Genomic DNA, 24,734 nt, shown 5'->3' on the forward strand with positions numbered 1-24,734 from the left:
GGAGTGGGGGGGAATTAGAATGTTTTGGCTGTGCGAGCTTTGGGATCGAAGACAAAACGGCGATCGTAAATGGTCATGCCGTATAAATTAAAGGAAATAGTCGGTTTTTCTCCCATTGCTTCGACACAGTGAATGGCATCCGGTAGGAAACAGATAATATCCCCCGAGGAGAAAGTGCGATCGCCTACCCTTTCAATGCGATCGAGGTTTTCGGCATCTGGCGATCGCTTCCAAAAAGTATTTTTTTCCTCACCATCCAACAACATCACCAAGCCCCAAGTTGCATGATTGTGAATTGTCGAAACTCGTCCCCCTTCCCAGGAAACCATTTGTACTGTGATTGGGTATCCTGGCTCATCATAAAGCATGGAAACAGACCATCCTTTTTGAGGATCCGGGAAAGTGTATTGTAGTTGTAGCCAAGGCGAGTCATCCATTAAACGCCGGACTCGGGGACAGATTCGTTTGAGACGTTCGGTATCATCGTCAAAGCGATCGAGAATGCTATCGAGATCGGCGAGAAATTGATACAAGCGATAGGGAGTTGTCAGGATTTTTTCATCCTCTGCGGCTTTTAACTCTTGACAAGTACCGTGGTCTGTGACCAACCAATTCCGACCGTTCATTAGCTTTCCTTTTTGTATCAAACAATGTTTCCATTTTTCCTTTATAAACTATACCTCTCCTGCGATCGGGAATTTATTTTTTAGTGGGAATGGTCTTTTTTAGCAGTTTTTTCGGTAGAGTTATCATAAAAAACTTTTTTTTTGTTGACTTTGATTAGATAAATTAATATTTATTTAGGTACTTTTCAGTTTTTTCTCAGTCATCCGAGAAATTTATTTGCTATATTGTTGTCTACGCTGAAGCGATATGGCTCTGACTAAAATTTGGAGAGGAGTCATTGCAGTTTCAGCGCCGAACACCTAAAAAAAACATTCCATTTAAAATAATTTTGAGGGGAACCCAAATGAAAGTTAAGTACCTGACAACATTGGCAACGGTTAGTTTATTGAGTTTGGGATTGGCTGTGGGCTGTGCCAGCCCAGACGCTACAGAAGGAGAGAAAACCGAACAAGCAGACCCCTGTGCTGGTAAAACTGATGGTGCAGACCCCTGCGCTGGTAAAACTGATGGTGCAGACCCCTGCGCTGGTAAAACTGATGGTGCAGACCCCTGCGCTGGCAAATCCGAGTAAAAAGAAAAGAGAGTAAAAATATTCTCCTGTATTTTTCCTAGATATCTTTCCTTCTGATTAGGAAAATTTGCCCCCGTAAAAAGTCTTATCTTCCGAGACTTTACGGGGGTAAATCGTGTTTTTTTCGATAATTTCTAACCTCCTCGATCGCATTTTTCGAGAAAATATCTGTAGGGGATGAGACCAAAAAAAGATAAAAATTACAATCCGTTCGGGTAAGAGCGTACAATTGCTTTGTTATACCCTGCGCTCGAATTCTTGCCCGAACCCGATGAAGCCCCAAGAAATACACGCCGAACAATTACTTGAATTAGCCCTTGCTTCAGGAGCAAGTTGTGCGGAGGTTTATCAGTCGCGATCGCTTTCCCATCCTATCTTTTTTGAAGCCAACCGACTGAAGCAGTTGGAGAGTTGTGAATCGGAAGGTACGGCACTAAGGGTATGGTGCGAGAATCGTCCAGGTTTGGCGGTTGCTTACGGACGAGTTGAACCCCGAGAATTAGTTGAGGGGGCGATCGCCCTTTCGGAATTAAATCCCCTCGAAACCATTGAACTTGCGGAAGCCAAAACCGCGATCCTGCCGGATTTAGGGGAAGTGGTAGAAGTGGGAGAATTAGTCAAACTAGGACGGGAGGCGATCGCGTATATTCGAGAGCAGTATCCTGAAGTCCTCTGTAGCGGGGAATTTGAATGCGAACAAGAGACCACAATTCTGACCAATAGCCAAGGACTGCACTGCCAGTATACTGATATTACCCTGAGTGGTTATTTGGGGGTGGAATGGGTACGAGGAGAAGACCTGCTCGGGATTTATGAGGATCGTGAAGAACGCAACCAACTCAGTGTCAATAGTCTCATTCAAGATATTTTAATTCGGCTGGACTGGGCGCAGGAAAATACACCTCCTCCTCTCGGTCCCATTCCCATTCTCTTTACCGGAAAAGCGGCGGCGTTACTTTGGGATACCGTGGCAGAGGCTATTAATGGCAAGCACGTTTTGGAAAAATCTTCTCCTTGGAGCGATCGCCACAGACAATTAGTCGTTTCCGAGATTCTTTCCCTCAGCCAACAACCGGAAAGGGGACCCTATAGTTGTCCTTTTGACGATGAAGGCAGCAAAACACAATTTCTGCCTTTGATCCAACAAGGGAAACTAGAAGGATTTTATAGCGATCTCGCCACAGGTCGCGCTTTAGGGACGATTGGTACGGGCAATGGGTTTCGTCCTTCTCTCGATCGCTATCCTACTCCCGAATTGATTAATATTATTGTCGAACCGGGCTGGGGCAGCCTCACAGACTTAATTCAGCAATTAGATAATGGATTATTAGTGGATCAAATGTTAGGAGGAAGTAGCAGTATTTCTGGAGATTTTTCCATTAATGTCGATCTGGGTTATCGTATCGATCGCGGCAAAATTGTCGGGCGTGTCAAGGATACAATGGTTACAGGTAATGTTTATAAGGCACTCAAACAAATTCTCGCTTTAGGAAACGACAATCGCTGGCACGGCTCTTACTATACCCCTTCAATCATTGTTGATGGCTTATCGGTGGTTGGCCAAAAAATGTAGGGGTTTGGTCTCCAAACCCATTTCCCGGTAGGGGTTTGGTCTCCAAACCCATTTCTCCAAACCCATTTCTCCAAACCCATTTCTCCAAACCCATTTCTCCAAACCCATTTCTCCAAACCCTCAAAGGTTAAATGAATCAGGAATCCTGAAGGAGAGCAGGACAATACGCAATAGCATAAAAACAGAATAAATTGCTAAAGGCGTAATTGTTATGGAAAAACTGCAAAATCAGCTCGATACACTGAATGGTAAAGTCGATTTACTTTATCAACTGGTCGAGAAAATGTCGAGTCAACTTGCTGGACTTCTAGCCGGGCAAAATGCTGACGTGGTAGAAGCCCTTCAGGACGATCGTGCTTTTGCCACCTCGTCTTCCTCACAAAATATTACCAAATTATCGAAAAATCAACGAGTTTCTACACCTATTGGTTTTCCCTCTTCTCCGGCGATCGCCCCACAGCAAGACAGCATTTTCCATAAAGATGTGTTAGCAGACGAACAGAACCTCGATCGCCTGCTCGACTACAATACCGATGAGCGATCGCTTTCTCCCGATCTACAAATTCGGCGGTTGACGGCGCAAGTGACCGCAGCCTATAACCGCATTGCCGCTTTGGAAGAACAATTATTGGCCACCAGAGGCGATCGCGATCGCCAGAAATTCACCCTTGCTCTGCAAAATTCTCCCAAAAGTTAGCATTCTGCTCCAACTTCTTCTTAGACAACTTTTTAACTTTTTACACCCCCTTGATATCAGGGGGTGTTTTTAAGCGGGGTCTTTATTTATTCGTGTATCCTTTAATGGATTTGGCGCTGAGTGAAAAAATCGCGCCAGACACCCACGAGAATACCTTGAATTTCCACCTGATCTGCCTCAGCCTCAATGGGGTCGAATGCAGGATTAGAGGGTTTTAAGGTAATGCGATCGGCAAACTTGTAGAATCGCTTTAAAGTTGTACCGGCACCATCCACCCGAGCAGCAACAATTTCGCCATTTCTGGGGATTTCATTGGCGGGAGGCCGTTGCATCACGACGAAATCCCCCTCTCGAATCATATCCTCAATCATGCTATCCCCTGTCACTCGCAGGGCAAAGCAGTTAGGACGATGCAAGATCGCCAGAATATCTAGTTGCTCTTTGTCATCGGTAAAAGGTTCGACTAATTGACCCGCCGCGATCGCCCCTTCAATGGGTAATCCTGTTTTTTGAGGGGGATAAAGAATGCGAATGGTGCGTGCTTTTCCTTCTGTCCAATCAATATACTTTTTCTTCCGCAAACGCTCCAAACGGCTTTGAATAGGAGCCGGAGATTTGAGATTCATGGCTCGCATCATTTGGCGAATGGAAGGGGCGTGCTGCTCGGTGCGAATGTATTCAACTAACCAGTCATAAAGTTCCTTTTGAGCCGGGGTCAATTTTTCCATTTTTTCGGGTTTTTCCATGGCTTTTTTACTGGGGTAAATTGTGGAGGCGATTAAAAAAAGAATCTTTCAATCGCTTTGTTCTTATTTTAGAACGTGGGTACTTATTTAAGAACAGTTCTATCAGAAAAAAAACAGAAAGTAAAGTCGAATAAAACATCAAATAAATTGGCGGGATTTTGACTCGTAATTCGAGGAACTTTTCCCAGAAATTTAGCTCTTATCCCCTAACCTCTCATTTCCCTTTCCCCAATCCCGGATTCGATCCTCCAAAATAGAGAATATGAGGTATCGGTCTATACTGGGAAATTCGCTGAATGTACGTTTATCGCACCAACGCATTTGATGAACAAGTCACGGAACAAACTGGACTGGGGGATCATGTCGATCGCCTATGCAGGGAAATAGAGGAAATGGCGCTAGAACAGGTTCTAGCGAGGTTTGAGCGGGTTTATCCTTATCTGAAGCGTAAAGAAGGCAACCTACGGCTAATTGCGCGAATAAAGCGGGTAGGGAGCGATCCGGTTTTATGTTGGTTGAAGGTATTCCGCAGGGGTGGTCACGCTTATGGGGAATTTTTGCGCGATCGGGAAAATTTTGGCGATCGCATTCTTGACAGTCAAATCAAACAAGAACAATTATGGCAATGGCTCAATCAACGCAAAGCCGAAAACGATCGCCAAAACACACCCCAACCCCTCACGGATGAATTGCGACTCTGGCTGCAACGTCCTAGCTTAAGAATGGATTTTGATGGTGTTGTTGTTTATGAAAGCGAATACTGGTTAAACAGCTTTTCTACACCAGAAATTCAAGATAAATGGAGAACTTTTAACCGAATTATTGCCGAACTTGCCGATACTACCTCGGATTTTGGCTCGGATACCTATTGGGAGGGAATTAAACTGTATGGAGAAGAGCATCGCTATGTTCTCTACAGTCGCATTCTGACCGCAGATATACCCTCGAGACAGGTTCTTTTTCTCATTGCTCCCTTTTCTCAAACTCCCGATCGCGAACAAATTCAACAAGTTATCGATCGCACTTGGCCGGAAAAAGAAATTTCTCCTTTTAATCCCCAAACTCCCACAACATTAGATGAATTAACATCTATTGCTTCTCGTGCTTATCCCAGTTATTTATTAGCAGATGAAACCAATTGGTTAGCCATCGAAAATGAAGAAAATGCTAACTTAGCACTTTCTGCGGAAGAGGAGGCCATTTTGCATGATGTTTCTACAACTCGTCCTTCTTTACCCTTATTTTTAAACGGACAGGCGGGGAGTGGTAAATCAACAATGCTTTTTCATCTTTTTGCCGATTATTGTCACAAGCATTTGCGGCTTTGTCAAGAGCAAAATATCTCAATTTTAAGTAAACCGCATCCCTTATTTTTAGCTTATAACGAACGCTTGCTGAAGGTTGCGAAAGAGAGAGTTATTCCTTTATTGGCCTCCCATCATCGTTTTTTAGCCAAACGGGGAATTGCTGAAGATTTGCCCAATCTTAGTCCTTTTTTCCAATCTTTTCGGACGTTTTTACAAAACTTACTTCACTTAGAAGAACGCGATCGCTTCAACGATGCTAATTATATTTCTTTTCACCGCTTTCGCTAACTGATCGATCGCACGACATGGCGTAAATACTCGCCGGAATTGTATTGGCAGGTCATTCGTACTTTTATTAAAGGATATCATTTAGACGAACGCGATCGCTATTTAGATGTTGATGATTATCGAGAAATTCCGCGACGAGAACAAACCGTGACAGTGGAAGAATTTAAAGATATTTATGAAACCGTTTGGAAATGGTACGAACGTTATGCCAAAGAATCTGAAAAATGGGACGATCAAGACTTAATTCGCCGGGTTCTTTATCTTAAATGTTACTCTCCCGAATATACAGCTATTTTTTGCGACGAAGCACAGGATTTTACCCATATTGAACTGCAATTAATCATGCGTTTGTCTGTTTTTACAGCCTACGATCTCGAACATCAGCACATTGAAAGTTTGCCGTTTGCTTTTGCGGGCGATCCCTTACAAACTCTTAATCCAACTGGGTTTCGCTGGGCGAGTTTGAAGGCTGCTTTTTACAATGAAGTGATTACAACGCTTTCTCCAACAGGAAAACTCGGCTTAGAAATGAACTTTGCTGAATTAGAATCAAATTATCGTTCAATTCCTTCTATTGTGGGAGTTAATAATCTGATTCAGCTTTGGCGAAGTGTTCTTTTCGATCTCCCTGAACTCAAACCCCAAAAAGCAAGAAAGCATGGTAATTTTGATCCTCAAAAAATGATCGTTGGTTCAGATATATCCAATGAAGAATTAGAAGAATATTTACAAGATACAATTATTATTATTCCCTGCGATCAAGGAGGGGAAATGGATTATATTCGCAAAGATAATATTTTAGCTAAGTTACAAGAAAAAAGCGAGAAACAGGAAACATTACTTTGGAATGTTTTAAGCGCGATCGCGGCCAAAGGATTGGAGTTTAAACAAGTGGTTCTTTATAAGTTTGGGGAATCCTGTAATCTCGATGCTTGGTTGCCAATGGACTCTCCTGCGGAGGAAGTAAAATACTTTTTTAATAAGCTCTATGTTGCCGCAAGTCGGGCGACGGAACGATTATTTATTATTGATACCGAAGTTGGCGATCGCAAGCTCTGGAAACACGCCAGTAATATCTTAGAACTAGAAAAATTTTTAGAATTATTACAACAACAGAAGAGTAAAAAACAATGGGAAGAACGCATTTATCTAATTGGCAGGGGCGATCGTGCTGATGCGATCGGCAGCGACGATCTCCCGGAAATTGCCAATACTTTTTTTACAGAAGGCATTAATATGGAAAATGCCGATTTAATTAGGCGTTCTCAAAGTGCTTATAAACGCTTGGGAGACGAAGATCGCGTTCAATTATGTGAAGCATGGGCTTTGAGGTTTGAAGAACAATATTTACAAGCGGGACAATGTTTCCTACAACAACAAGAATTTTCTCTAGCCTGGAATTGTTTTTGGCAAGGGTAGTGTTGGGCAAATTTATTGGCTTGGTACGACTTAGAACAAAATGAATTAAAAAGTAAAGATTCAGAAAGTTTGGAGGTAAATCCTGCCAATGTTATGCCGTTGATTAAATTCATGGTACTTAAAGAAGAAAATATAGAAGGACTGCAACAATTTAGTGACTTTTTAGCTGGAGTTTTAGAAGAAAAAATAACTAAAAATACACCTGAAAAATATCGTTTTACGGCTCAATGGAAGATGGCAATTCAGACTTATGGAAAACGGATCGAAATCTTGGTTAAAAATGATAAAGTAGAACTGAGTAAAACAGAATGGTCAAAATTGGGAACGGTATTAGAAAAATTAGCGCGAGATAAATATCAAGGGATGAGCGATCGCGCTGGTTCTTGTTGTTATCGTGCTCAAGAATACGATCGCGCAATTTCTTTTTGGGAAGAAGCGAAAAGCACTCAGAAAGTTGAATATAATCTGGCGAAAGCGGAAAGTGTAGGATTTCCCGCAGGATTACCTTATCTACTTAAAGCAGATCGCGGCGATCTACTCATTTCCGCTTGGGAAGAGGCTCAACGCCCTTTTTCTTCTGAATGGCTCATTCATCTTGCACCGATTTTAGAAGCGAAAGAAGAGTGGTTAGAGGCGATCGCAGCTTATGAAGTTTTAGGTGATCGCGAGAAAATGAAAATGTGTCTGGAGGGAGCAAAAGAAGGCGATCGAGGGGAAGAAGTTATGCAACAATTACTCTCTCGTTTACTGGCAGGGAAAAAATGGGATATAGCGATCGATTTTATTGAAACTTATCCTACAACTTTAATGAGTGAAAAAGCAAAAGAGTTAAACTTACCTTTCTCCATTGTTCGCGATTTAGCTTACTCAGAACTTTCTCCCCAAGATTTATCTCGAGGTTTGCGCCGTCGCTACGAACTTTTCTTTAAAGAAAAAATTCTTTTTCATAGCGACTGGGAGCAATTTATCAGTCCTTCTCAATTAGGAATTACTTTGGAAAAAGTGGGTTCTTTAGTAGAAACTCTCTCTTTTTACGAACGCTATACCCACCACGAGAATAAAACTTTAGCCACTTTTGCCCGTTCTCGCTGGCTGGCTGTTAAAAAGAAACAAGAGGCATATTTAAGCCAACAAGGGCAAGTTAAAAAAGCCGTTAAAAGTCGCTCCGAACTTGCTAAAAAATCAAAAATTTGGGGAATTCCTGTTAAAAATATTTCCCTTCCTATTCCTGTTCCTCCTGCGGATATTCCCGAACCTGAACCGAAACCCAAAACCCCAGAAATTGCTCCTACGATCGCATCTCCTGAAACGATCGCCGGCTTACCTGATGGAGTTAAAATCAATTCATCTCAACCCGATCTTTTCACCTTTCAACTGCGTCACTTAGAAGTTAAAGTAATGCCCATCACCAGACAATTTCTCCTGCGCGATCGCTTAAACGATCGCAGAATTCTTTTTGATGGACAATTGCAACAAACTGCAATCGATACAATAGTTCTATCTATGCAAGAACAAAATTCATTTTCCTTTGCTGATGCAGGAAGCGGTTATCGCGTTAAAGTCGATCGCGATGGCGATCGCTGTAGGTTGGAATTGCATTTATCTACTCTATCTGAGCCAATTATTATTGCATTGTGAAGGCGATCGCCCTGCTATCCTTAACACCCTCAATACCATGTAAGGTGCGTTAATGAAATGTAACGCACTCTCCCATTCTTAATAAATGAGATTATCTCCCCCATTGATAAAGAGGGCTAGAAAATAAAATGCGATCGCTAACAAGTTAAGTTGACGATCGTGATATATACTTAACGCGCAAGACACTGGCAAGATGCCAGTTCCACGAATTACCGATTTATTTCCTTAACTTCCATAAGCGATCGCAGAATTCTTTTTGATGGACAAATGATGAGTACATTTCAGGAAATAATACAGACGACGGCAAGAAGCACCCGATTATTACGATAGTTGCGGTGTTTGGCACAACAGAAGAAGGTAATGTCGATCCGCTAACGGGGGTTTTGGATTTGCAGACGACCTATCCTATCGTGCAGCCAATAACGAACGCACCTTTTTAGCTTCGAGGTAAGGCGGTGAGAGAGGCGATCGTAAACTCCTCTGTCTGTCCTGATACTATTCAGAGTTGCGATCGCTGTCTCTAAACCCTAACTACGATTGCTTGAACGAACATAGTACAAAAAAAAGTTGACAGTTATTAATAGTACGAAGTATTATGATTTAAGTGGTGTTTTATTTGATAAATACATACTATTAAACACCTATAAACCCTTACTTCCCGATTGTCTGTTATGAAAGCAAAATTGTTAGCTTGCATCTTAACGGCTATTCTAGGTTGTGTCTTAACGGCTGTTTTAGGACCGATACCTTATAGCTTTGCTGTAGAGAACAATAACCCATCAATTATTTTCAATCAGAATAATTTTGACTCTGATACCTCTGGCAACTTTCCAGGCTCTGTTAGTTTTGTACAAAACTCGATCGTTCCATCTCAGCACGGTGTAGCGAATGATGTTCAACCCCATCCGACTTCTTTCCGAAAAACTATGGTTTTATTTAAGCCGAAAGAAGACATCAATAACCAGAGTCAAATCACCGTGACTGCGAAAAAAGAGAACAATGGAATTGTTTATATTGTTTATCAAGGCCTGATGACTACCCCTGATAAATTAACGAAACTCGCAGGACAAACTGATTTCAATGGCGAAATTTCAAAACCCAATGAATTCGATCGAACAATATCTGATAGCCAAACATTAAGCAATTTTGAAAACGATCCGGAAGGCAAATACTTCCAACAGCTATTCAATTCCTATAACTCGATCCACATACGAACCAGTGATGGTAACTGGGCTCGTAATTTTCATTTGCCTGATGGCCAGCAGTTCAACAACAAAATAGTGACTTTTACTTCTAATGCTGGTTATAGCTCAAATATCTTCTACACCAATAACTCGCTAACCATGAATCGAGGTGACGAGTTTACTCTCAAGAACGTTGGTGGTATTTGGTATGCAAACGTGGATGCCGAGTGGAATAAGATAGCTTATAGCGACAAAATCTTTTCGAGCATATTGCCAGCTAATATTATCCAACCGGGTTTACAGCTTTCCTTCAGAAGTGGAACAAAAGAAGGAACAATTACTGACCTGAATATTAGCGCACCTAATGAACTGATTGTTCATACTATCGATCTGGGAATGTTAACTCCACCAAGAGATAAATTTAGCTTTCAAAAAGATCCAGAATTGCATCGCCAATACTTCCATCAACTTCCTATTAGCCGTTTGACGGTTTCTGAATACGAACCCCAACATTTCACGAAAGTCATGTTACCAGATGGTCGCCTTCTCACCGATTTCGATCCGAGTCAAGGAGGAGTCCATGACGGAACAATGAGACAACAAATCGCCAAAGTTCTCGTCTCCCACGGTATTAATAATGCCAATTATGGGATCAACTCTTCAGGTGGAATTGGCGAGAATTGGCATCCTTTCTCCTCCGTACAACTTACCGCACACAACGCAGTAGGCAAATACGCTAATGGCGTACAAGTGCATGGGCTGTCTGGTGGCAATGGAATGGTCACACTACAAGACTCTATTGGTAATGAATTCAGCCATGAGTTTGGACACAACTTTGGTTTGGGTCATTATCCCGGAGGCTTCAACGGGGCAATAAACAGACCTGCAAATCAAGTTAACTCTACATGGGGTTGGGATGCCGATCGCAACTTTTTTATCCCTAACTTTGAGCGGCCCGTCACCAATCAAGAACAGTGTTATGAAAGCCAATGCGTTCCTCCATTCGCAGGACGACGCTTTGGTGCAGGAGCCATGTCTGGTGGTGCCCCACTCTCCCTGGCGCAAAATGGCTACACCCTTCACACGCCCTATGAGCTAAACAGTATCCAAAACTTCTTCGAGAGTAAAGCCGTCTTCAGCCCTGATTCACCAACAGGCTTTACCAAGTGGGACGCAAGTTCAAAACAAATGGTTTCATGGAAAAACATGGTTAAAAATGACCTGATGGCAGCTAATAGCAACCAAGTTGAGCAAAAACCGTATAAGCAAGGTATCCCTGTCGCAACGATAGTTGGTTATTACGACCCGAATCAGCAGCTATCAAGTTATCTCTACCCGGCTTTACATGGATCGTTTGGAGCAGTTTATGAAGACAATTTTTCGGACTCGACCTGTCAACTCAATGTCTTTACCCGAAATGCTGGCACTAAAACCTTTAATTTATATGCGAGGCGACTCGATGGGGGCTACATGAATAAGATTCATGTCAATATTGAGGAAGCTCTGAAGCCTTACCGTGCTAATGTTTCTTGTAATGGTAACTTTTTGACCTCTATTGAATTAAATGAACCTCAGCGAGAATTGAACACTAGCGTAATTTCTGCTAAGTAAGAAACGCAAGGTTGTCTCGTCGCGCGTGCTAACACCATAAACCAGAAAGTCAAACTGTGATTTTGGTTAAAGCATAATCGTTAGCTTGCAGGGTGCGATCGCTTGATCGCACCTTTTTAGCTTTTAGTTCCAATGCGCTTTTAGGCAAGACGGCGATCGCGCGATCGCGAACTCCACAGCCCATCTCAAAAAATCCATTGGAATGTGAATGTATAAGTACTCTTGTCTTTAATTCAACTCAAATATAAACTCTGAGTTGTTGAAATAATGCGAACTTAATAAAATTTAATATGTAAATGGCTAGTTTAATATGTATTATGTAATTTGAGTATTAGTGATCTTACTATTCACTCTGTTTTTTTGAGTCACCTCTTAAATATTGACTTGGATGGGGTATTGATATCCGAAAAAATCCTTACAATCGTAACGTGACAATTTCTGAATCATCTGGTTTCTGTTATCCAGAAGATATTCTTTTAGTAGGAGAAGAACTGTTTTGAAACGCTTAATTTCTGTTTTCTTTGTTTTTGTAATGCTGATTGTTGCGGCAGCAACTCCAACACCAGAAGCTGCAAGCGCCAATCCGATAGCTACTGCAAATCCTGCAAGTGATGTGAGTTCCGCGTCAACACGGATGAATCCTCTAACCACCAAGCTCGGGCAAATTACCCATTCCTCACTCCCAAAAAACCCGGCTAAAACCCCTCAAACTGGTAGTCTCACTCTCGGCGCACCAAACATTCTATACTCAATTCCCAACAAACCGACATCAGGGTTTGATGCGATTAAATTCTCCATGCGACCCATGACTGAAAAGTCAAATAATCAAAACCGTCTAGCCTATTACTGGGCTTACCAGGATAATTTGGTTTCAGCGAATAACAACGCCTTCTACTTTGGGTTGCAGCGTGAAGGTGAGTATGGAAAAACTGCTCTCTTTAGTGTTTTTGGCAATGGGACTTCTTCCGCTTCTGGCGATCAGTACTGTCAAGCAGGTGCTGATTCTGGTTTGGGAACAAACTGCCATATTCCCTACTCTTGGTCCGTTAATCATGATTACGACTTTATGGTGACTCTGCATGACTTAAACTCGACCCACGCCACCTGGGAAGGTTCCATTTATGACCACAGCACCCAGCAGACACAATCTATTGGTAAGATTACCGTCGCATTGAACTCAAACCAAGAAGCGGCGATCGCATCTTCGTCTCCAGTCGCCTTCGATGAATACTTCGACTGGTCGGAACACTCTGCTGACCAGAGACCACTGTCAACTATCTTATATTTCACGCCAACAGGTTACTACCAAGGTCAAGCCTATCCGGGCAAAGTTTCAAGACTTAGCTTCGGCAATCAAGACAATAATGCTGTAACTCACTTCTACTCTGACCTTAAGCAGTACGTTTACATTACTCAAGGCAACTGATAGTCAACGATAATCCAATTTGGTAGGGTGCGTTCGTTTGAACGCACCTTTTTGGCCTTCGCTTGATTAAAAATCTCTAGTCTAGCGATCGCGGACTAGAATTGAAAGTTTATGGTAGGATGGGAGACTTATGAGTTTTTTTTGAGTTAACCCATACCCATCGCGAAATTATGACCATAACCCAAGAACGCAAACAACAAATATTTTCGGATTACCAAGTCCACGAAACCGATACAGGCTCCTCAGACGTGCAAGTAGCCGTACTGACTGCCAGAATTGAAGGGCTAACCCAACATTTAAAGCAAAACAAAAAAGATCATTCCTCTCGTCGGGGGCTACTCAAGCTGATTGGTCGTCGCAGAAGACTGCTTTCCTACATCCAAAAAAATGATTACGAACACTACCAACAATTAATCCGCCGTTTGGGTATCCGCCGTTAAACCATCCCCGAAAAACTCATGCCTTCAGAATCCGATCGCCAACCCCTCCCCTTTGAACCGCGTCAAAAGAGCAAGAAAAAGAAAAAAGCCCCAGTTACATCCCCCAACCCTGAATCAGTATCGGGGAAAAAAGTAGAGAAAAAATCAGAGAAAAAATCAACTTATCGGCGCGATCGCAAGTTTAACTCCAAGACTAACTCCACCGTCATCCCCGATGCAGTTAGCAAACGCATGATCCGGCGTATGGCTCTGATATCCGGCATTCCGACGGGATTGGGAATCTCCAGTTTTTTCATTTTTTATCTCGTAGTCAGTCAAGGATGGGCGGATATTGCCCCCTCGTTTGTCTTTTTTGCAACCTTAGCTTTATTCGGTTTAGGCTTTGTGGGTTTGAGTTACGGTGTTCTCTCCACCTCCTGGGAGGAAGATCGTGCAGGAGGTTGGTTGGGCTGGGAGGAATTCACGCTGAATCTTGCCAGACTGATCCAAGGTTGGCGTACAGCCAAACAAGCCGCTAAAGAAGCTAAAGAAAACTAACGATTTTGGGTTGGGGTTTCCCCGACCCTCTAAAATTGCTCCTAATGGGACTAACAGTAAATAGCGTTTTATACGAAGGGGATATTGCAAAATGATTGTTGTCATGAAAGTTGGCTCTCCAGAAGCCGAAGTGACTCGTTTGTGTCAAGAATTTACAGAATGGGGACTAAACCCCGAAAAAATTGTCGGACGGCATAAAGTTATCGTGGGGCTCGTAGGAGATACTGCCAGTCTCGACGAACGCCAGATCGAGGAAAAAAGTCCTTGGATTGAATCTGTGCTGCGGGTAGAACGTCCTTATAAGCGTGCCAGTCGCGAGTTTCGCCACGGACAGCCCAGCGAAATTGCCGTCAGCACTCCCGAAGGGAATGTGCTTTTTGGGGAACACCATCCCATTGTTGTTGTCGCGGGTCCTTGTTCCGTAGAAAACGAAGAGATGATCGTGGAAACAGCACTACGAGTCAAAAAGGCGGGGGCTAAATTTTTGCGCGGTGGTGCGTACAAACCCAGGACTTCTCCTTATGCCTTCCAAGGTCACGGCGAAAGTGCTTTAGGTTTATTGGCAACTGCGCGGGAGGCTTCTGGCTTGGGTATTATTACCGAAGTCATGGATACTGCCGATGTAGAAAAAATTGCTAATGTTGCCGATGTTTTGCAAGTCGGGGCGAGAAATATGCAGAATTTTGCCCTTCTGAAAAAAGTTGGCGCTCAAGATAAGCCCGTACTACTCAAGCGAGGAATGTCGGCGACAATTGATGAGTGGTTGATGGCTGCTGAATATATTCTCGCGGCGGGTAATCCTAATGTTATCCTTTGCGAACGAGGTTTGCGGACATTCGATCGCTCTTATACCCGCAATACTTTAGATATTGCTGTAGTACCCGTTCTGCGCTTATTGACCCACTTACCGATTATGCTTGACCCCAGCCACGGGACAGGGAAATGGGAATATGTTCCTGCGATGGCGAAGGCTGCGATCGCGGCAGGAACAGACTCGTTAATGATCGAGGTACATCCTAACCCTGCGAAGGCTCTATCTGATGGTCCTCAGTCTTTAACTCCCGATCGCTTTGACAATTTGATGAAAGAGTTATCGGTGATTGGTAAAGCGGTAGAACGCTGGCCGGAACCTGCCTTGGCCATGGTTTAATCCCTTAAAATTTGCTTGTAAAATCCTCCCAATTGGGGGGATTTTTCGTGTTTTATCTTAACAAAAAATGCGTTCTTCTTCCGGTTGGTAGATATAATCATAATCAAAAGGAACGGGACGAATATTGCGAACGATGGAAAAGCCCAAATTACTAACGGTATCGGTGGTAAACGTGACCATCACTAACTCAATAGTTTTGCGATCGGAAAGATTGGGTTTTTGCACAAAATAACTGCGTTGAGCAAAAAAGAGATTAGAATCTTTCGGATTAACAATTCCATTCAATCTATGGGCATATTGAATGGGTTTGATATAAGCATTAAAAAATTCTTCTTGATTGTGTTGCAGTGAATAAAATCGTTCTTGTTGCAACCAACTCATTTTAAAGATTAATTTAATCAATTCAAATCCTAAAATATAGTTGAGAACGTAATTCTTTTCCTCTGGACTGGTGACGAGACGCAATGCGGACTCTAAATATTTTGCAGGTTCTCGGCGAACATCTTGGGCAGAATGAATATAAAATTGTTTAATATTTTTTCTAAGAACTTGTGGATTGAGTTCTGTATCGATATGAAAACTTTTAAAATGATTTTTGATTTTAGTTTGCGTTTCATAATCTTGAATAATTTTCGCAATCAGTCCATCTGCTGTATATTGATCCAAAAATTGTGCTTGGGTTTCTGGAGGTGCAGCACAAAGAAGATGACAAATTGAGAGTAAATAGCGTCGTTCTTTCCAGTGTAGTTTTTCCGCCCATGTTTTCGCCTCTGGAGGAAGTTTGTCTAGCATAATATCACCCCGATCGCTCAAATATTACTATTAAGTTGTTTTGCCACGCAGTTGGTCTAATTTTGCCCGTACCGCTTGAATATCTTGCCACATTAACCATTTTGGTTGTCCTTTTTCTCGAGAGGAATTGCGTAACAAGTAGGCGGGATGTAAAATTGCCATACACTGCCTTGATTCCCATTCTAGCCATTCTCCTCGAATTTTCGTAATACCTTGTTTTTTCCCAGTCAAGCCTTGATAAGCAGTTCCTCCGGTAAATAAGATAATTTTGGGATCGACGAGGCGAATTTGTTCTAATAAATAGGGTTTACAAGCAATAATTTCATTGGGGTTGGGTTTTCTATTTCGGGGAGGACGACAATTGTGAACGACTCCTGCGGGGGTGACAAAATTGGCGGTTTCTTCGACATCGATACAATAAACATTAGTGGGGTTTTCTGGGGGAAGGATAGGTTGTTTAATCGCAGTTTTCCAGTCAGTTTTATTCCCAACGATAGAAGTCATTAAGGAGGAAGAGAGTACGGGAATGCGATCGCAAAATGCAGTTTCTAAATTCTGCATTTGTTGGGATATTCCAGTCGGAATTCCCGTTGCAACCAGATCCCTTGGCTGCAATTCTTCGACGGGAATCCAACCCCGACGGGTTAAAATAGGATGATCTCCTGTTGCTGTATAACCTAGGTTACTATCTTTGTAAGTAACTCTATAGAGGGGTCTTCCCCCCAAGGGAGAACGATACCAACCTGTTATTTTGTGCCAAGTTAATTGGCGATCGGGGGTTAAACTTAAGACTTCTCCAGACCAGCGATTATCGACTATCCAACCAATGCTTTTATAACCTTGTTGAGTTAAAATAGGCGTATCTTTAGTGACGCACTTTACCATGTTAGCGATATAAACATCTTGCTGAGAATCTAATTTAACGGAAGCCAGAATTTTCTCTAATAATTGACCCGATTTTCCCACAAAGGGTAATCCTTGTTCGTCTTCATGCTGTCCGGGACCTTCACCAACGATCATAATATCTGCATTGAGGTTTCCTCGTCCAATCACTGCATTGATGCGTGTTTGTCCTAATTCGCAACGATCGCATTGCTGACAGTGAATGGCCAATTCGTCCATATTTTGGTAAGTTTGAGGAGGAATGGGGATATTAGCATCGAAGGGAATGCGTTCGCGATCGATTTGTACGGGGTTGGGTTGGGGATCGGGATCGCCAAATAAATTCAGTTGTTTCTCACCAGTCATTTTTAATCAGTTGTTATCGCTAAAATGTTCGTAAACTGATATTAACCTATCGATCGCCTCCTCTCCATTGGATATAGCTGGGCGATCGCGTTGATTTTGCTGCATTTTTCGCTAAACTTTTAAAGGCGATCGTTTTGCCATTCTTTATCACTCATCACCATGAACGAACAATATATCGCCCTCAGTCTCTCTATCAATAATTCCCGCGATCGCGATTATATTGTCCAAACGGGAATGGGCTATGATGGCGTGGTATTATTAGAATTGCCGAATAATAAGACTTGTACGGGGTCTTTATTGTGGAGTGGAAAGCATATACTTACGGCAGCAAATTGCTTTCAAGATCATAATTTTCAGCCAGATCCAACAACGGTAACAGTTATTTTTAAATTAACGCTTGGAACAGCACGGCTTGAAGCGAAAGAAGTCTTCATTCATCCTCAATGGAATAATAGCACAAATAATGATAATGATAATGATATTGCTATTATTGAACTCAAAGATGTAGCCCCGACTACAGCAGAACGTTATAGTATTTATCGCCGTTCTGATGAAGTTGGACAGATTTTTACTCGCGTAGGATATGGTAGAAAAGGAACGGGAGTACAGGGAGAAATAAGCGGCGATCGCACTCACCAAAAACGCTTTGGAGGCAATCGTTATGATGTGTTAAGAGAAGAGTTAGTGCAACCAGAATTAAATACTAGAATTGGGTCTGATAAGCAGTTAGTGGATGATTTTGATGGTGGTTTGCATGATGCGCTGGAGGAAGCATTAGTGCAACCAGAATTAAATACTGGAATTGAGTCTGGAAAACAGTTAGTTTATGATTTTGATAGCGGTTTACGTCGTAATGATGCTTTAGGCAAAGAATACAGTCTTCACGGTTTAGGAATCATGGGCTATGATACGGGAACAAGTGTAGGATTATTGGGAGATTTGAGTTTAGAAACTGGACGAATTTACGAAGCGGGATCGACTTCTGGAGATGAGGGAAGTCCAGCATTTATTGACGGACAAATTGCGGGTATTGCTTCGAGTGGTAGGCGATCGACGCTTCCAGAAGTTGATATTACTCCGAATAAAGATAGCAGTTTTGGGGAAATATTTTTCGATACGCGAGTTTCTGCTTATGCTGATTTTATTGATGAGAAAGTTAATCAACCCAATGAGGATGTATTTTTATTACAAACAGGTTTGGGGTTAGTTTTATTGGGTTTGATGGTGGGGGCGATCGCAACAAGAATTTTTAGAAAATAATTCTGTGTTCAGTTCTAATTAGTCCTCATTCTCAATGTTGCGATCGAGAATATCCTCAATTGTGTTGTTAAGTTGAGAAGTTTCTAGAATATATTTGATAACACTTAAAGAAAATAACACAGTAAGACTAATGAAAATAATGAGTGCTTGTTGAATTCCTTCTGAGATATCAGCCCAAATTAAAATAGCAAAGAAGCAGAAAATTAAGGTAAAAAGATAAGCAAGAACACTGATATTTTTAGAAATTTTTCCCAAGAGTTTAGAAATTTCAGGAATTGAATATTTTAGCGGTTTAAGACTACCAATAATAATCAAAACTAAGCCAGGCTGTTGAAGTTTAAGAAATACCATTGAAACACCCAGTGAGAAAAGCAAACCACTAAAAACAGTTAAGCGAATTTCATCAAAAATCTTTAATCTACGCTCTTGTAAATTGTTTTTCTCTTGTTCAATATTTTGTATTCTTCGTTCTTTCTGAATCTCAAGCTGTTCTCTCGCTTGTAACCATTGTTCTACTTCTTCAGGTGTTTGTGCTTCTTTAATACGTTGAACAATATTTTCATCAATAGCATTATTTGTTGGATCTGTCAAGGAAACTAAATCAAAATTAGTTTTTTGGTCTTTAATTAGCGGATCGTGCGATCGCGCTGAATCTTGCTTTTCGGGTTTCTCATTCATCTTTATCGCGTTTCTAAGTTCGATTTTACAACTACTCTCGTGCTATTTTACTCTATCATATCAAATCTTCTTGAAAGCTGAGATTCTGCTAAAATTGAGTAACGAGAAAGCATGAATTGGAGAATGATAATGATCCAAACACCGATCCAAACAATAACGCTAGAGGAGTTTCTCAAACTACCAGAAACGAAACCTGCTAGGGAATATATTGAAGGTCAAATTATCCAAAAACCCATGCCTCAAGGACATCATAGCACGATTCAAGTTGAACTAACAGAAACGATTAATGCTATTGTCAAAAAACAACGAATTGCCCGTGCTTATACTGAACTTCGTTGTGTTTTTGGAGGACGGGCAATTGTTCCAGATGTTACGGTGTTCGCATGGGAGAGAATTCCTGTTGATGAAAATGGAAATGTTGCGAATGTTTTTAATATTGTACCAGATTGGATCGTTGAAATCCTCTCACCCGAACAAAGTCCAATTAAAGTTATCGGAAAAATTTTGTATGCCCTCAATCATGGTAGTAAAATGGGATGGTTAATCGATCCAGAAACAAGATCGATTTTGGTTTATCTCCCTCAACAACAATCTCAACTCTTAGAATCAGAAAACTCAATTCTTCCTGTTCCAGATATAGTCAAAGATTTACAATTAACTGTTGGAGATATATTTGCATGGTTGAAACATCAATAACTTTGCTACAATTATTTTTGCGTTATTTTAATTCATCATGTCAAATCCTCTCGAAATTGGACAACTCGCACCTTCGTTTTCTGCCTGCGATCGCCATGAACAATCATTTACTTTAGAGGACTTTTCCAAAAGTTGGTTAGTTCTCTATTTTTACCCCAAAGATAACACTCCTGGCTGTACCACAGAAGCCAAAGAATTTAGCGAATATTTACCAGAATTTGAGGCATTGGGTGCTAAAATTGTGGGCATGAGTCCGGACTTGGAAAAAACTCACGGACGCTTTATTGATAAACACGATCTCAAAATTACTTTGTTGTGCGATCGCGACCATAAAATTGCTGAAAGTTATGGAGTTTGGGGTTTAAAGAAATTTATGGGTAAAGAATATATGGGCATTATTCGCTCAACTTTTCTCATTTCTCCAGACCAAAATATCGCACATATCTGGAAAAAAGTTAGAGTGAAAGGTCATGTTTACAATGTGCTGGAAAAAATAAAAGAATTAAGCACATAGTATCTTATAAAACAAGTAATTGGGTGAACCATGTCCACCCAACTAAACCTATGCTAAAACAAAATCAACCTCATCAGTTCCATCCGTGGTACTTTGACCAGAAGTAATAAGATCGCCATTCACTTCAACAGCAAAAGGTGTATCTTCTAGGCTGATATTGTAATCCGTCGTATCGAGAGTATAGCCAACACTGGCAACCATTTTACGACCTGCATCAGTATACAGAAAAGCCATCATTTGCTTCTTGTTTTTCTGGGTATCATCTGCCCAAATTACCATATACTGTTTGCCTTGATATTCAAAAACTTTTGGGGCGCGATCGGGAACATAACGACCAGAATCGCCAAAACTCTTATCCAAAAATGTTTGCACAGAACTGGATTTTACCGCAGCGTAGGCAACTTCTGCCGTAGAAGAGGGTTCTGCATCATCGTCCACAGGTTCGAGGATATCTGGTGCATCTTCGCTAACTGCTTCCTCTTTTTTACCTCGCTTTTTGAAAAAATCCACCGCGAGTTTTGTGCCGATCGCCCCAGCCGTTGCTACTCCTGCAACTTTTAAAATATTCCGTAGTTTGCTCATTTTGCTCCGATTTTAATTCACTACCGTTATCCTGTCCCGACAAATCACCGATCGCGAAAATTTTAAGATTTCCTTCATCTAAAGTTTAAATCTCCAGAACGCGGTAAACTGTCTAAATCTGCACATTGATGCAGGATTTTTTTGCATTGTTATTCGCTTATGTCAGATTTTTTATTTGAACTTGGTACTGAAGAATTACCCGCCGATTTTGTCGCCAGTGCGATCGCCCAATGGAAAGAGAATATCCCCAAAACCTTAGAAGAGGAGTTTTTAACCCCCAATAGTTTAGAAGTTTACGCGACACCGCGCCGCTTGGCCGTTCTTTTACAAGGTCTTCCAGAACAGCAAGCCGATCGCGAAGAAGAGATTAAAGGTCCCCCAGCTAAAGTTGCTTTTAAGGAGGGAAAACCCACCAAAGCATTAGCAGGATTTGCCCGCAAGCAAGGGATAGAATTGGAGGCGATCGAATTACGAGAAACGCCAAAGGGAGAGTTTGTTTTCATTAAAAAACAAATTCCTGGACGAGATGCTAAAGATATTTTAAGAGAACTCATTCCTCAATGGATTGGTAGTTTGGAAGGACGCAGATTTATGCGTTGGGGGGATGGAGATTTACGTTTTCCTCGCCCTTTACGCTGGTTGGTTGCTTTATGGAACAAGGAGATTTTATCGGTTGAATTGGTTAATGGTTCGACCACTTTAAACAGCGATCGCACTTCTCGAGGACATCGAATTTTACACCCAGAATCGGTTTCCATTCCTCAAGCTACAGATTATAGACAATGTTTGCAAAAGGCTTTTGTTGAAGTTAATTCTAACACGCGCAGGGTATTGATTCAAGAACAAATTGCCGCGATCGCAAAATCCGTCGATGGCTATGCAGAAGTGACTTCAGATTTACTAGATGAAGTTGTCGATCTTGTTGAATATCCCAATGCTGTTTTAGGAAGATTCGATGAGGAATTTCTCGAACTTCCTCCTGAAGTAATAAAAACAGTGATGGTTACGCATCAGCGTTATTTTCCCATCAAAAAGACGGAGGAGGAAAATAGCGAACTCTTTGCCAATTTTATTACTATTTCTAACGGCGATCCCCAAAAAGCAGAGATTATTGCGACAGGAAATGGTAAGGTTATTCGAGCAAGATTGGCAGATGCTCAATTCTTCTATAAATCTGATTGTGATGAACCGTTAGAGACTTTTTTACCGCAACTGGAAACTGTTACTTTTCAAGCAGATTTAGGGTCGATGCGAGATAAGGTCGATCGCCTAATTGAAGTCGCAGAAGAAATCAGCAAACAGTTAAATCTCGGCGAGAAACAAGCCGAAACAATTGAGCGATCGGCGCTTTTGTGCAAAGCCGATCTAATGACACAAATGATTTATGAGTTTCCCGAATTACAGGGAATTATGGGGCAAAAATATGCACGAGTGAGTCACGAATCTGAAGAAGTCGCTACGGCAATTTTTGAGCATTATTTACCTCGAAATATCGGCGATATAATGCCGGAAAGTTTAGCGGGTCAAGTGGTGGGAATTGCCGATCGCCTCGATACTTTGGTTAGTATTTTTGGGTTGGGAAAGATTCCTACTGGGTCTTCCGATCCCTTCGCTTTGCGTCGCGGGGGGAACTCAATTGTTAATATTATTTGGCACGGGAACTTAAATATTAACTTGGCAGATCTCGTCGCTCAATTCTCTCAAGATTTTGTGGAAAATCATGGCGATCGCCAATCTCCCAATGATGCTTTAGAAGAGTTCTTTCTGCAACGCATTCGCACCCTACTACAAGAGGAGAAAAAGATTGATTACGATCTTGTTAATGCTGTCTTGGGAGAAGGCGATCGCGAATATACAGAACGTGCTTTACAAGATTTACTCGATGTCCGCGATCGCGCCCTATTCCTGCAAGAAATCCGCGCTAATAAAGTCCTCGATACCATTTACGAAACCGTTAATCGATCGGCACGTCTTGCGGTTAAGGGAGACTTGGATACGCAACAGTTAGACCCCACTTCTGTTGTCGATCCCAAACTGTTCGAGAAAGCCTCAGAACAAGCCTTTTATGATAGTTTGATATCTTTAGTCCCGCAAACCGAAACAGCGCGATTAGAGCGCAATTATCAATCATTGGTAGATGGTTTGGCAAGGATTACTCCTGTCGTGAGTACCTTCTTTGATGGAGAGGAAAGCGTATTGATTATGGCAGAAGATGCAAACATCCAAAAAAATCGCCTCAATCTCTTAGGACTTTTACGCAATCATGCCCGCGTTCTAGCAGATTTTGGCGCAATTGTAAAGAGTTAATCGGTAATGAGTCACCAAAAACAACCAATCACAAACATGAAAGCACATATTATTGGACTGGGGCGATCGGGGATAGCTGCTGCACATTTATTAAAGCAACAAGGATGGGAGGTTGAGTTAGGCGATCGCGGTACTTCTCCGGATTTACAATCTTTACAAGAAACCCTAGAAAAGGAAGGAATAACTGTTAAATTGGGCTATACTTTAACTCTCGATCATCCTCCCGATCTGATTGTCGTTAGTCCTGGGGTTCCTTGGGATACTCCTATGTTAGTTGAGGCCAGAGAAAAGGCGATCGATACCATTGGCGAAATGGAACTCGCTTGGCGGTTTTTAAAAACTTCTCCTTGGGTCGGAATTACTGGAACAAATGGCAAAACAACCACAACTGCTTTGATTGCAGCTATCTTTAAAGAAGCGGGATTAAATGCCCCTGCTTGTGGTAATATTGGCCGTGCTGCTTGTGAATTAGGATTAAAGGAGAAACAAACCTTAAACCCCAATGCTTACGATTGGATTATTGCGGAAATTAGCAGTTATCAAATCGAATCTTCGCGAGAAATTGCCCCTAAAATTGGTATTTGGACAACTTTTACTCCCGATCATTTAGCGCGTCACTATACCCTAGATAATTACTATCAAATTAAAGCCTCGCTTTTAAATCGTTCTCAACAACAAATTTTTAATGGCGACGATCCTTACTTGCGAAATGTGGGACTTGAAGACTGGAAAAATGCCTATTGGACGAGTGTTTTAGGAAAAGAAAAATTATTATGCGATCGCGATCGCGGTATTTATATTGAAGAAGGTTGGATCGTTGCGTTTCAAGAGCAAATTGCTCCCATAAACTCCTTGAAAATGTTAGGAGATCATAACTTACAAAATCTCTTACTCGCCGTCGGTGCCGCACGTTTAGCAGGTATTGAAAAGGAGGCGATCGCCACAGCAATTGCTCAATTTCCCGGTGTTTCTCATCGTCTCGAATCGATTTGCACTCATGCTAATGTGACTTTTATTAATGATAGCAAAGCAACCAATTATGATGCGGCGGAAGTGGGTTTAAATGCTGTTCCTGATGAAACTATTTTAATTGCTGGAGGAGAAGCAAAAACAGGAGATGATACTGCATGGATCGAAGCGATTAAACGCAAAGCAAAAGCTGTTTTATTGATTGGAGATGCAGCATCTATTTTTAGTCAGCGCTTGCAAGAAAATAACTACGAAGCAGGGGAGATTGTGGAAACTATGGATAAGGCAGTAATGCGAGGATTTGAGTTAGCAAAACAGCACAATATTTCTACAGTATTACTCTCTCCTGCTTGTGCAAGTTTTGACCAATATCAAAGTTTTGAACATCGGGGAGATCATTTTCGAGAACTATGTTTGGCAATGCAAAGCGATCGCGCTAATATAGTAAAATTAAATATAATCTAAATTGAATTG

General features: G+C 41.7%; 23 protein-coding genes and 1 pseudogene. 16 read left to right on the forward strand and 8 right to left on the reverse strand.

All coding sequences use genetic code 11. From position 1 onward, the window contains the following. Nucleotides 1–14 precede the first annotated feature (14 nt). On the reverse strand, nucleotides 15–626 hold the full coding sequence (locus tag VB714_RS08400; protein WP_323223072.1) for a cupin: 612 nt from the start codon (nucleotides 624–626) through the stop codon (nucleotides 15–17). 344 nt (nucleotides 627–970) lie between these two features. Between VB714_RS08400 and VB714_RS08405 the strand changes: the two genes are divergently transcribed. From VB714_RS08405 to VB714_RS08415, 3 genes are all read left to right on the forward strand, one after another. Next, the gene (locus tag VB714_RS08405) at nucleotides 971–1,198 is read left to right on the forward strand and encodes a hypothetical protein (RefSeq protein ID WP_323223074.1); all 228 of its coding nucleotides are present in this window, start codon (nucleotides 971–973) and stop codon (nucleotides 1,196–1,198) included. Between the two features lie 271 nt (nucleotides 1,199–1,469). After that, nucleotides 1,470–2,771 (forward strand): TldD/PmbA family protein, encoded by a 1,302-nt coding sequence (locus VB714_RS08410; protein WP_323223076.1) that lies wholly within the window; start codon nucleotides 1,470–1,472, stop codon nucleotides 2,769–2,771. 211 nt (nucleotides 2,772–2,982) lie between these two features. Further along, the gene (locus VB714_RS08415) at nucleotides 2,983–3,468 is read left to right on the forward strand and encodes a hypothetical protein (protein WP_323223078.1); all 486 of its coding nucleotides are present in this window, start codon (nucleotides 2,983–2,985) and stop codon (nucleotides 3,466–3,468) included. Between the two features lie 101 nt (nucleotides 3,469–3,569). Here the strand turns inward: VB714_RS08415 and lexA are convergent, their stop codons facing one another. Continuing rightward, complete coding sequence (gene lexA / locus VB714_RS08420; protein ID WP_416309636.1) at nucleotides 3,570–4,196, reverse strand: transcriptional repressor LexA; 627 nt, start codon at nucleotides 4,194–4,196, stop codon at nucleotides 3,570–3,572. A 314-nt stretch (nucleotides 4,197–4,510) separates the two neighbouring features. On the opposite strand from lexA, the gene VB714_RS08425 reads away from it, so the two are divergent. The 4 genes from VB714_RS08425 to VB714_RS08440 all read left to right on the forward strand — a co-directional run bounded on the left by VB714_RS08425 (nucleotide 4,511) and on the right by VB714_RS08440 (nucleotide 11,661). Continuing rightward, nucleotides 4,511–5,809: a hypothetical protein gene (locus tag VB714_RS08425; RefSeq protein ID WP_323223081.1), complete on the forward strand. Its 1,299-nt coding sequence runs from the start codon at nucleotides 4,511–4,513 to the stop codon at nucleotides 5,807–5,809. A gap of 39 nt (nucleotides 5,810–5,848) precedes the next feature. Beyond that, entirely contained in the window at nucleotides 5,849–7,228 is a 1,380-nt protein-coding gene (locus tag VB714_RS08430; protein ID WP_323223082.1) for a hypothetical protein, read from the forward strand. A 15-nt stretch (nucleotides 7,229–7,243) separates the two neighbouring features. Then, nucleotides 7,244–8,866, forward strand: coding sequence for a hypothetical protein (locus VB714_RS08435; RefSeq protein ID WP_323223084.1), 1,623 nt, complete (start codon nucleotides 7,244–7,246; stop codon nucleotides 8,864–8,866). A 671-nt stretch (nucleotides 8,867–9,537) separates the two neighbouring features. Beyond that, complete coding sequence (locus tag VB714_RS08440) at nucleotides 9,538–11,661, forward strand: M66 family metalloprotease (RefSeq protein WP_323223086.1); 2,124 nt, start codon at nucleotides 9,538–9,540, stop codon at nucleotides 11,659–11,661. A 49-nt stretch (nucleotides 11,662–11,710) separates the two neighbouring features. On the opposite strand, the gene VB714_RS08445 is transcribed toward VB714_RS08440, so the two are convergent. Beyond that, entirely contained in the window at nucleotides 11,711–11,845 is a 135-nt protein-coding gene (locus VB714_RS08445) for a hypothetical protein (RefSeq protein WP_323223088.1), read from the reverse strand. A gap of 312 nt (nucleotides 11,846–12,157) precedes the next feature. Between VB714_RS08445 and VB714_RS08450 the strand changes: the two genes are divergently transcribed. From VB714_RS08450 to aroF, 4 genes are all read left to right on the forward strand, one after another. Beyond that, a complete protein-coding gene (locus tag VB714_RS08450; protein ID WP_323223090.1) occupies nucleotides 12,158–13,087 on the forward strand; it encodes a DUF3472 domain-containing protein in 930 nt (309 codons plus the stop codon). A gap of 170 nt (nucleotides 13,088–13,257) precedes the next feature. Then, the gene (rpsO, locus tag VB714_RS08455; protein ID WP_204102962.1) at nucleotides 13,258–13,527 is read left to right on the forward strand and encodes a 30S ribosomal protein S15; all 270 of its coding nucleotides are present in this window, start codon (nucleotides 13,258–13,260) and stop codon (nucleotides 13,525–13,527) included. Nucleotides 13,528–13,545: 18 nt separating this feature from the next. After that, nucleotides 13,546–14,064, forward strand: a complete 519-nt coding sequence (locus VB714_RS08460; RefSeq protein WP_323223094.1) for a PAM68 family protein — start codon at nucleotides 13,546–13,548, stop codon at nucleotides 14,062–14,064. A gap of 91 nt (nucleotides 14,065–14,155) precedes the next feature. Continuing rightward, entirely contained in the window at nucleotides 14,156–15,214 is a 1,059-nt protein-coding gene (gene aroF, locus VB714_RS08465; protein ID WP_323223096.1) for a 3-deoxy-7-phosphoheptulonate synthase, read from the forward strand. A gap of 57 nt (nucleotides 15,215–15,271) precedes the next feature. Here aroF and VB714_RS08470 read toward each other — a convergent pair whose 3' ends face one another. From VB714_RS08470 to VB714_RS27390, 3 genes and pseudogenes are all read right to left on the reverse strand, one after another. Further along, entirely contained in the window at nucleotides 15,272–16,006 is a 735-nt protein-coding gene (locus VB714_RS08470; protein WP_323223098.1) for a cobyrinic acid a,c-diamide synthase, read from the reverse strand. 30 nt (nucleotides 16,007–16,036) lie between these two features. Continuing rightward, nucleotides 16,037–16,567, reverse strand: a complete 531-nt coding sequence (locus tag VB714_RS27385; RefSeq protein ID WP_416309637.1) for a uracil-DNA glycosylase family protein — start codon at nucleotides 16,565–16,567, stop codon at nucleotides 16,037–16,039. A 93-nt stretch (nucleotides 16,568–16,660) separates the two neighbouring features. Beyond that, a pseudogene (locus tag VB714_RS27390) lies at nucleotides 16,661–17,254 on the reverse strand (uracil-DNA glycosylase family protein); the annotation flags it as partial. Between the two features lie 159 nt (nucleotides 17,255–17,413). On the opposite strand from VB714_RS27390, the gene VB714_RS08480 reads away from it, so the two are divergent. After that, nucleotides 17,414–18,514, forward strand: coding sequence for a trypsin-like serine protease (locus tag VB714_RS08480; protein WP_323223101.1), 1,101 nt, complete (start codon nucleotides 17,414–17,416; stop codon nucleotides 18,512–18,514). 18 nt (nucleotides 18,515–18,532) lie between these two features. Here the strand turns inward: VB714_RS08480 and VB714_RS08485 are convergent, their stop codons facing one another. Beyond that, on the reverse strand, nucleotides 18,533–19,192 hold the full coding sequence (locus tag VB714_RS08485; RefSeq protein ID WP_323223102.1) for a hypothetical protein: 660 nt from the start codon (nucleotides 19,190–19,192) through the stop codon (nucleotides 18,533–18,535). A gap of 129 nt (nucleotides 19,193–19,321) precedes the next feature. Between VB714_RS08485 and VB714_RS08490 the strand changes: the two genes are divergently transcribed. Next, nucleotides 19,322–19,888 carry a Uma2 family endonuclease gene (locus tag VB714_RS08490; protein ID WP_323223103.1) on the forward strand — a complete coding sequence of 189 codons (567 nt, stop codon included), beginning with the start codon at nucleotides 19,322–19,324 and terminating at the stop codon, nucleotides 19,886–19,888. Between the two features lie 37 nt (nucleotides 19,889–19,925). Beyond that, on the forward strand, nucleotides 19,926–20,402 hold the full coding sequence (bcp, locus tag VB714_RS08495) for a thioredoxin-dependent thiol peroxidase (RefSeq protein ID WP_323223104.1): 477 nt from the start codon (nucleotides 19,926–19,928) through the stop codon (nucleotides 20,400–20,402). A gap of 48 nt (nucleotides 20,403–20,450) precedes the next feature. Here bcp and VB714_RS08500 read toward each other — a convergent pair whose 3' ends face one another. Continuing rightward, entirely contained in the window at nucleotides 20,451–20,984 is a 534-nt protein-coding gene (locus VB714_RS08500) for a hypothetical protein (RefSeq protein ID WP_323223105.1), read from the reverse strand. Nucleotides 20,985–21,143: 159 nt separating this feature from the next. Between VB714_RS08500 and glyS the strand changes: the two genes are divergently transcribed. After that, complete coding sequence (gene glyS, locus VB714_RS08505; RefSeq protein ID WP_323223106.1) at nucleotides 21,144–23,291, forward strand: glycine--tRNA ligase subunit beta; 2,148 nt, start codon at nucleotides 21,144–21,146, stop codon at nucleotides 23,289–23,291. A 36-nt stretch (nucleotides 23,292–23,327) separates the two neighbouring features. Next, a complete protein-coding gene (murD, locus tag VB714_RS08510) occupies nucleotides 23,328–24,725 on the forward strand; it encodes a UDP-N-acetylmuramoyl-L-alanine--D-glutamate ligase (RefSeq protein WP_416309638.1) in 1,398 nt (465 codons plus the stop codon). Nucleotides 24,726–24,734 lie beyond the last annotated feature (9 nt).

It is taken from the genome of Spirulina sp. 06S082 (assembly GCF_034932145.1).
Taxonomy (GTDB): Bacteria; Cyanobacteriota; Cyanobacteriia; order Cyanobacteriales; family Spirulinaceae; genus CCY15215.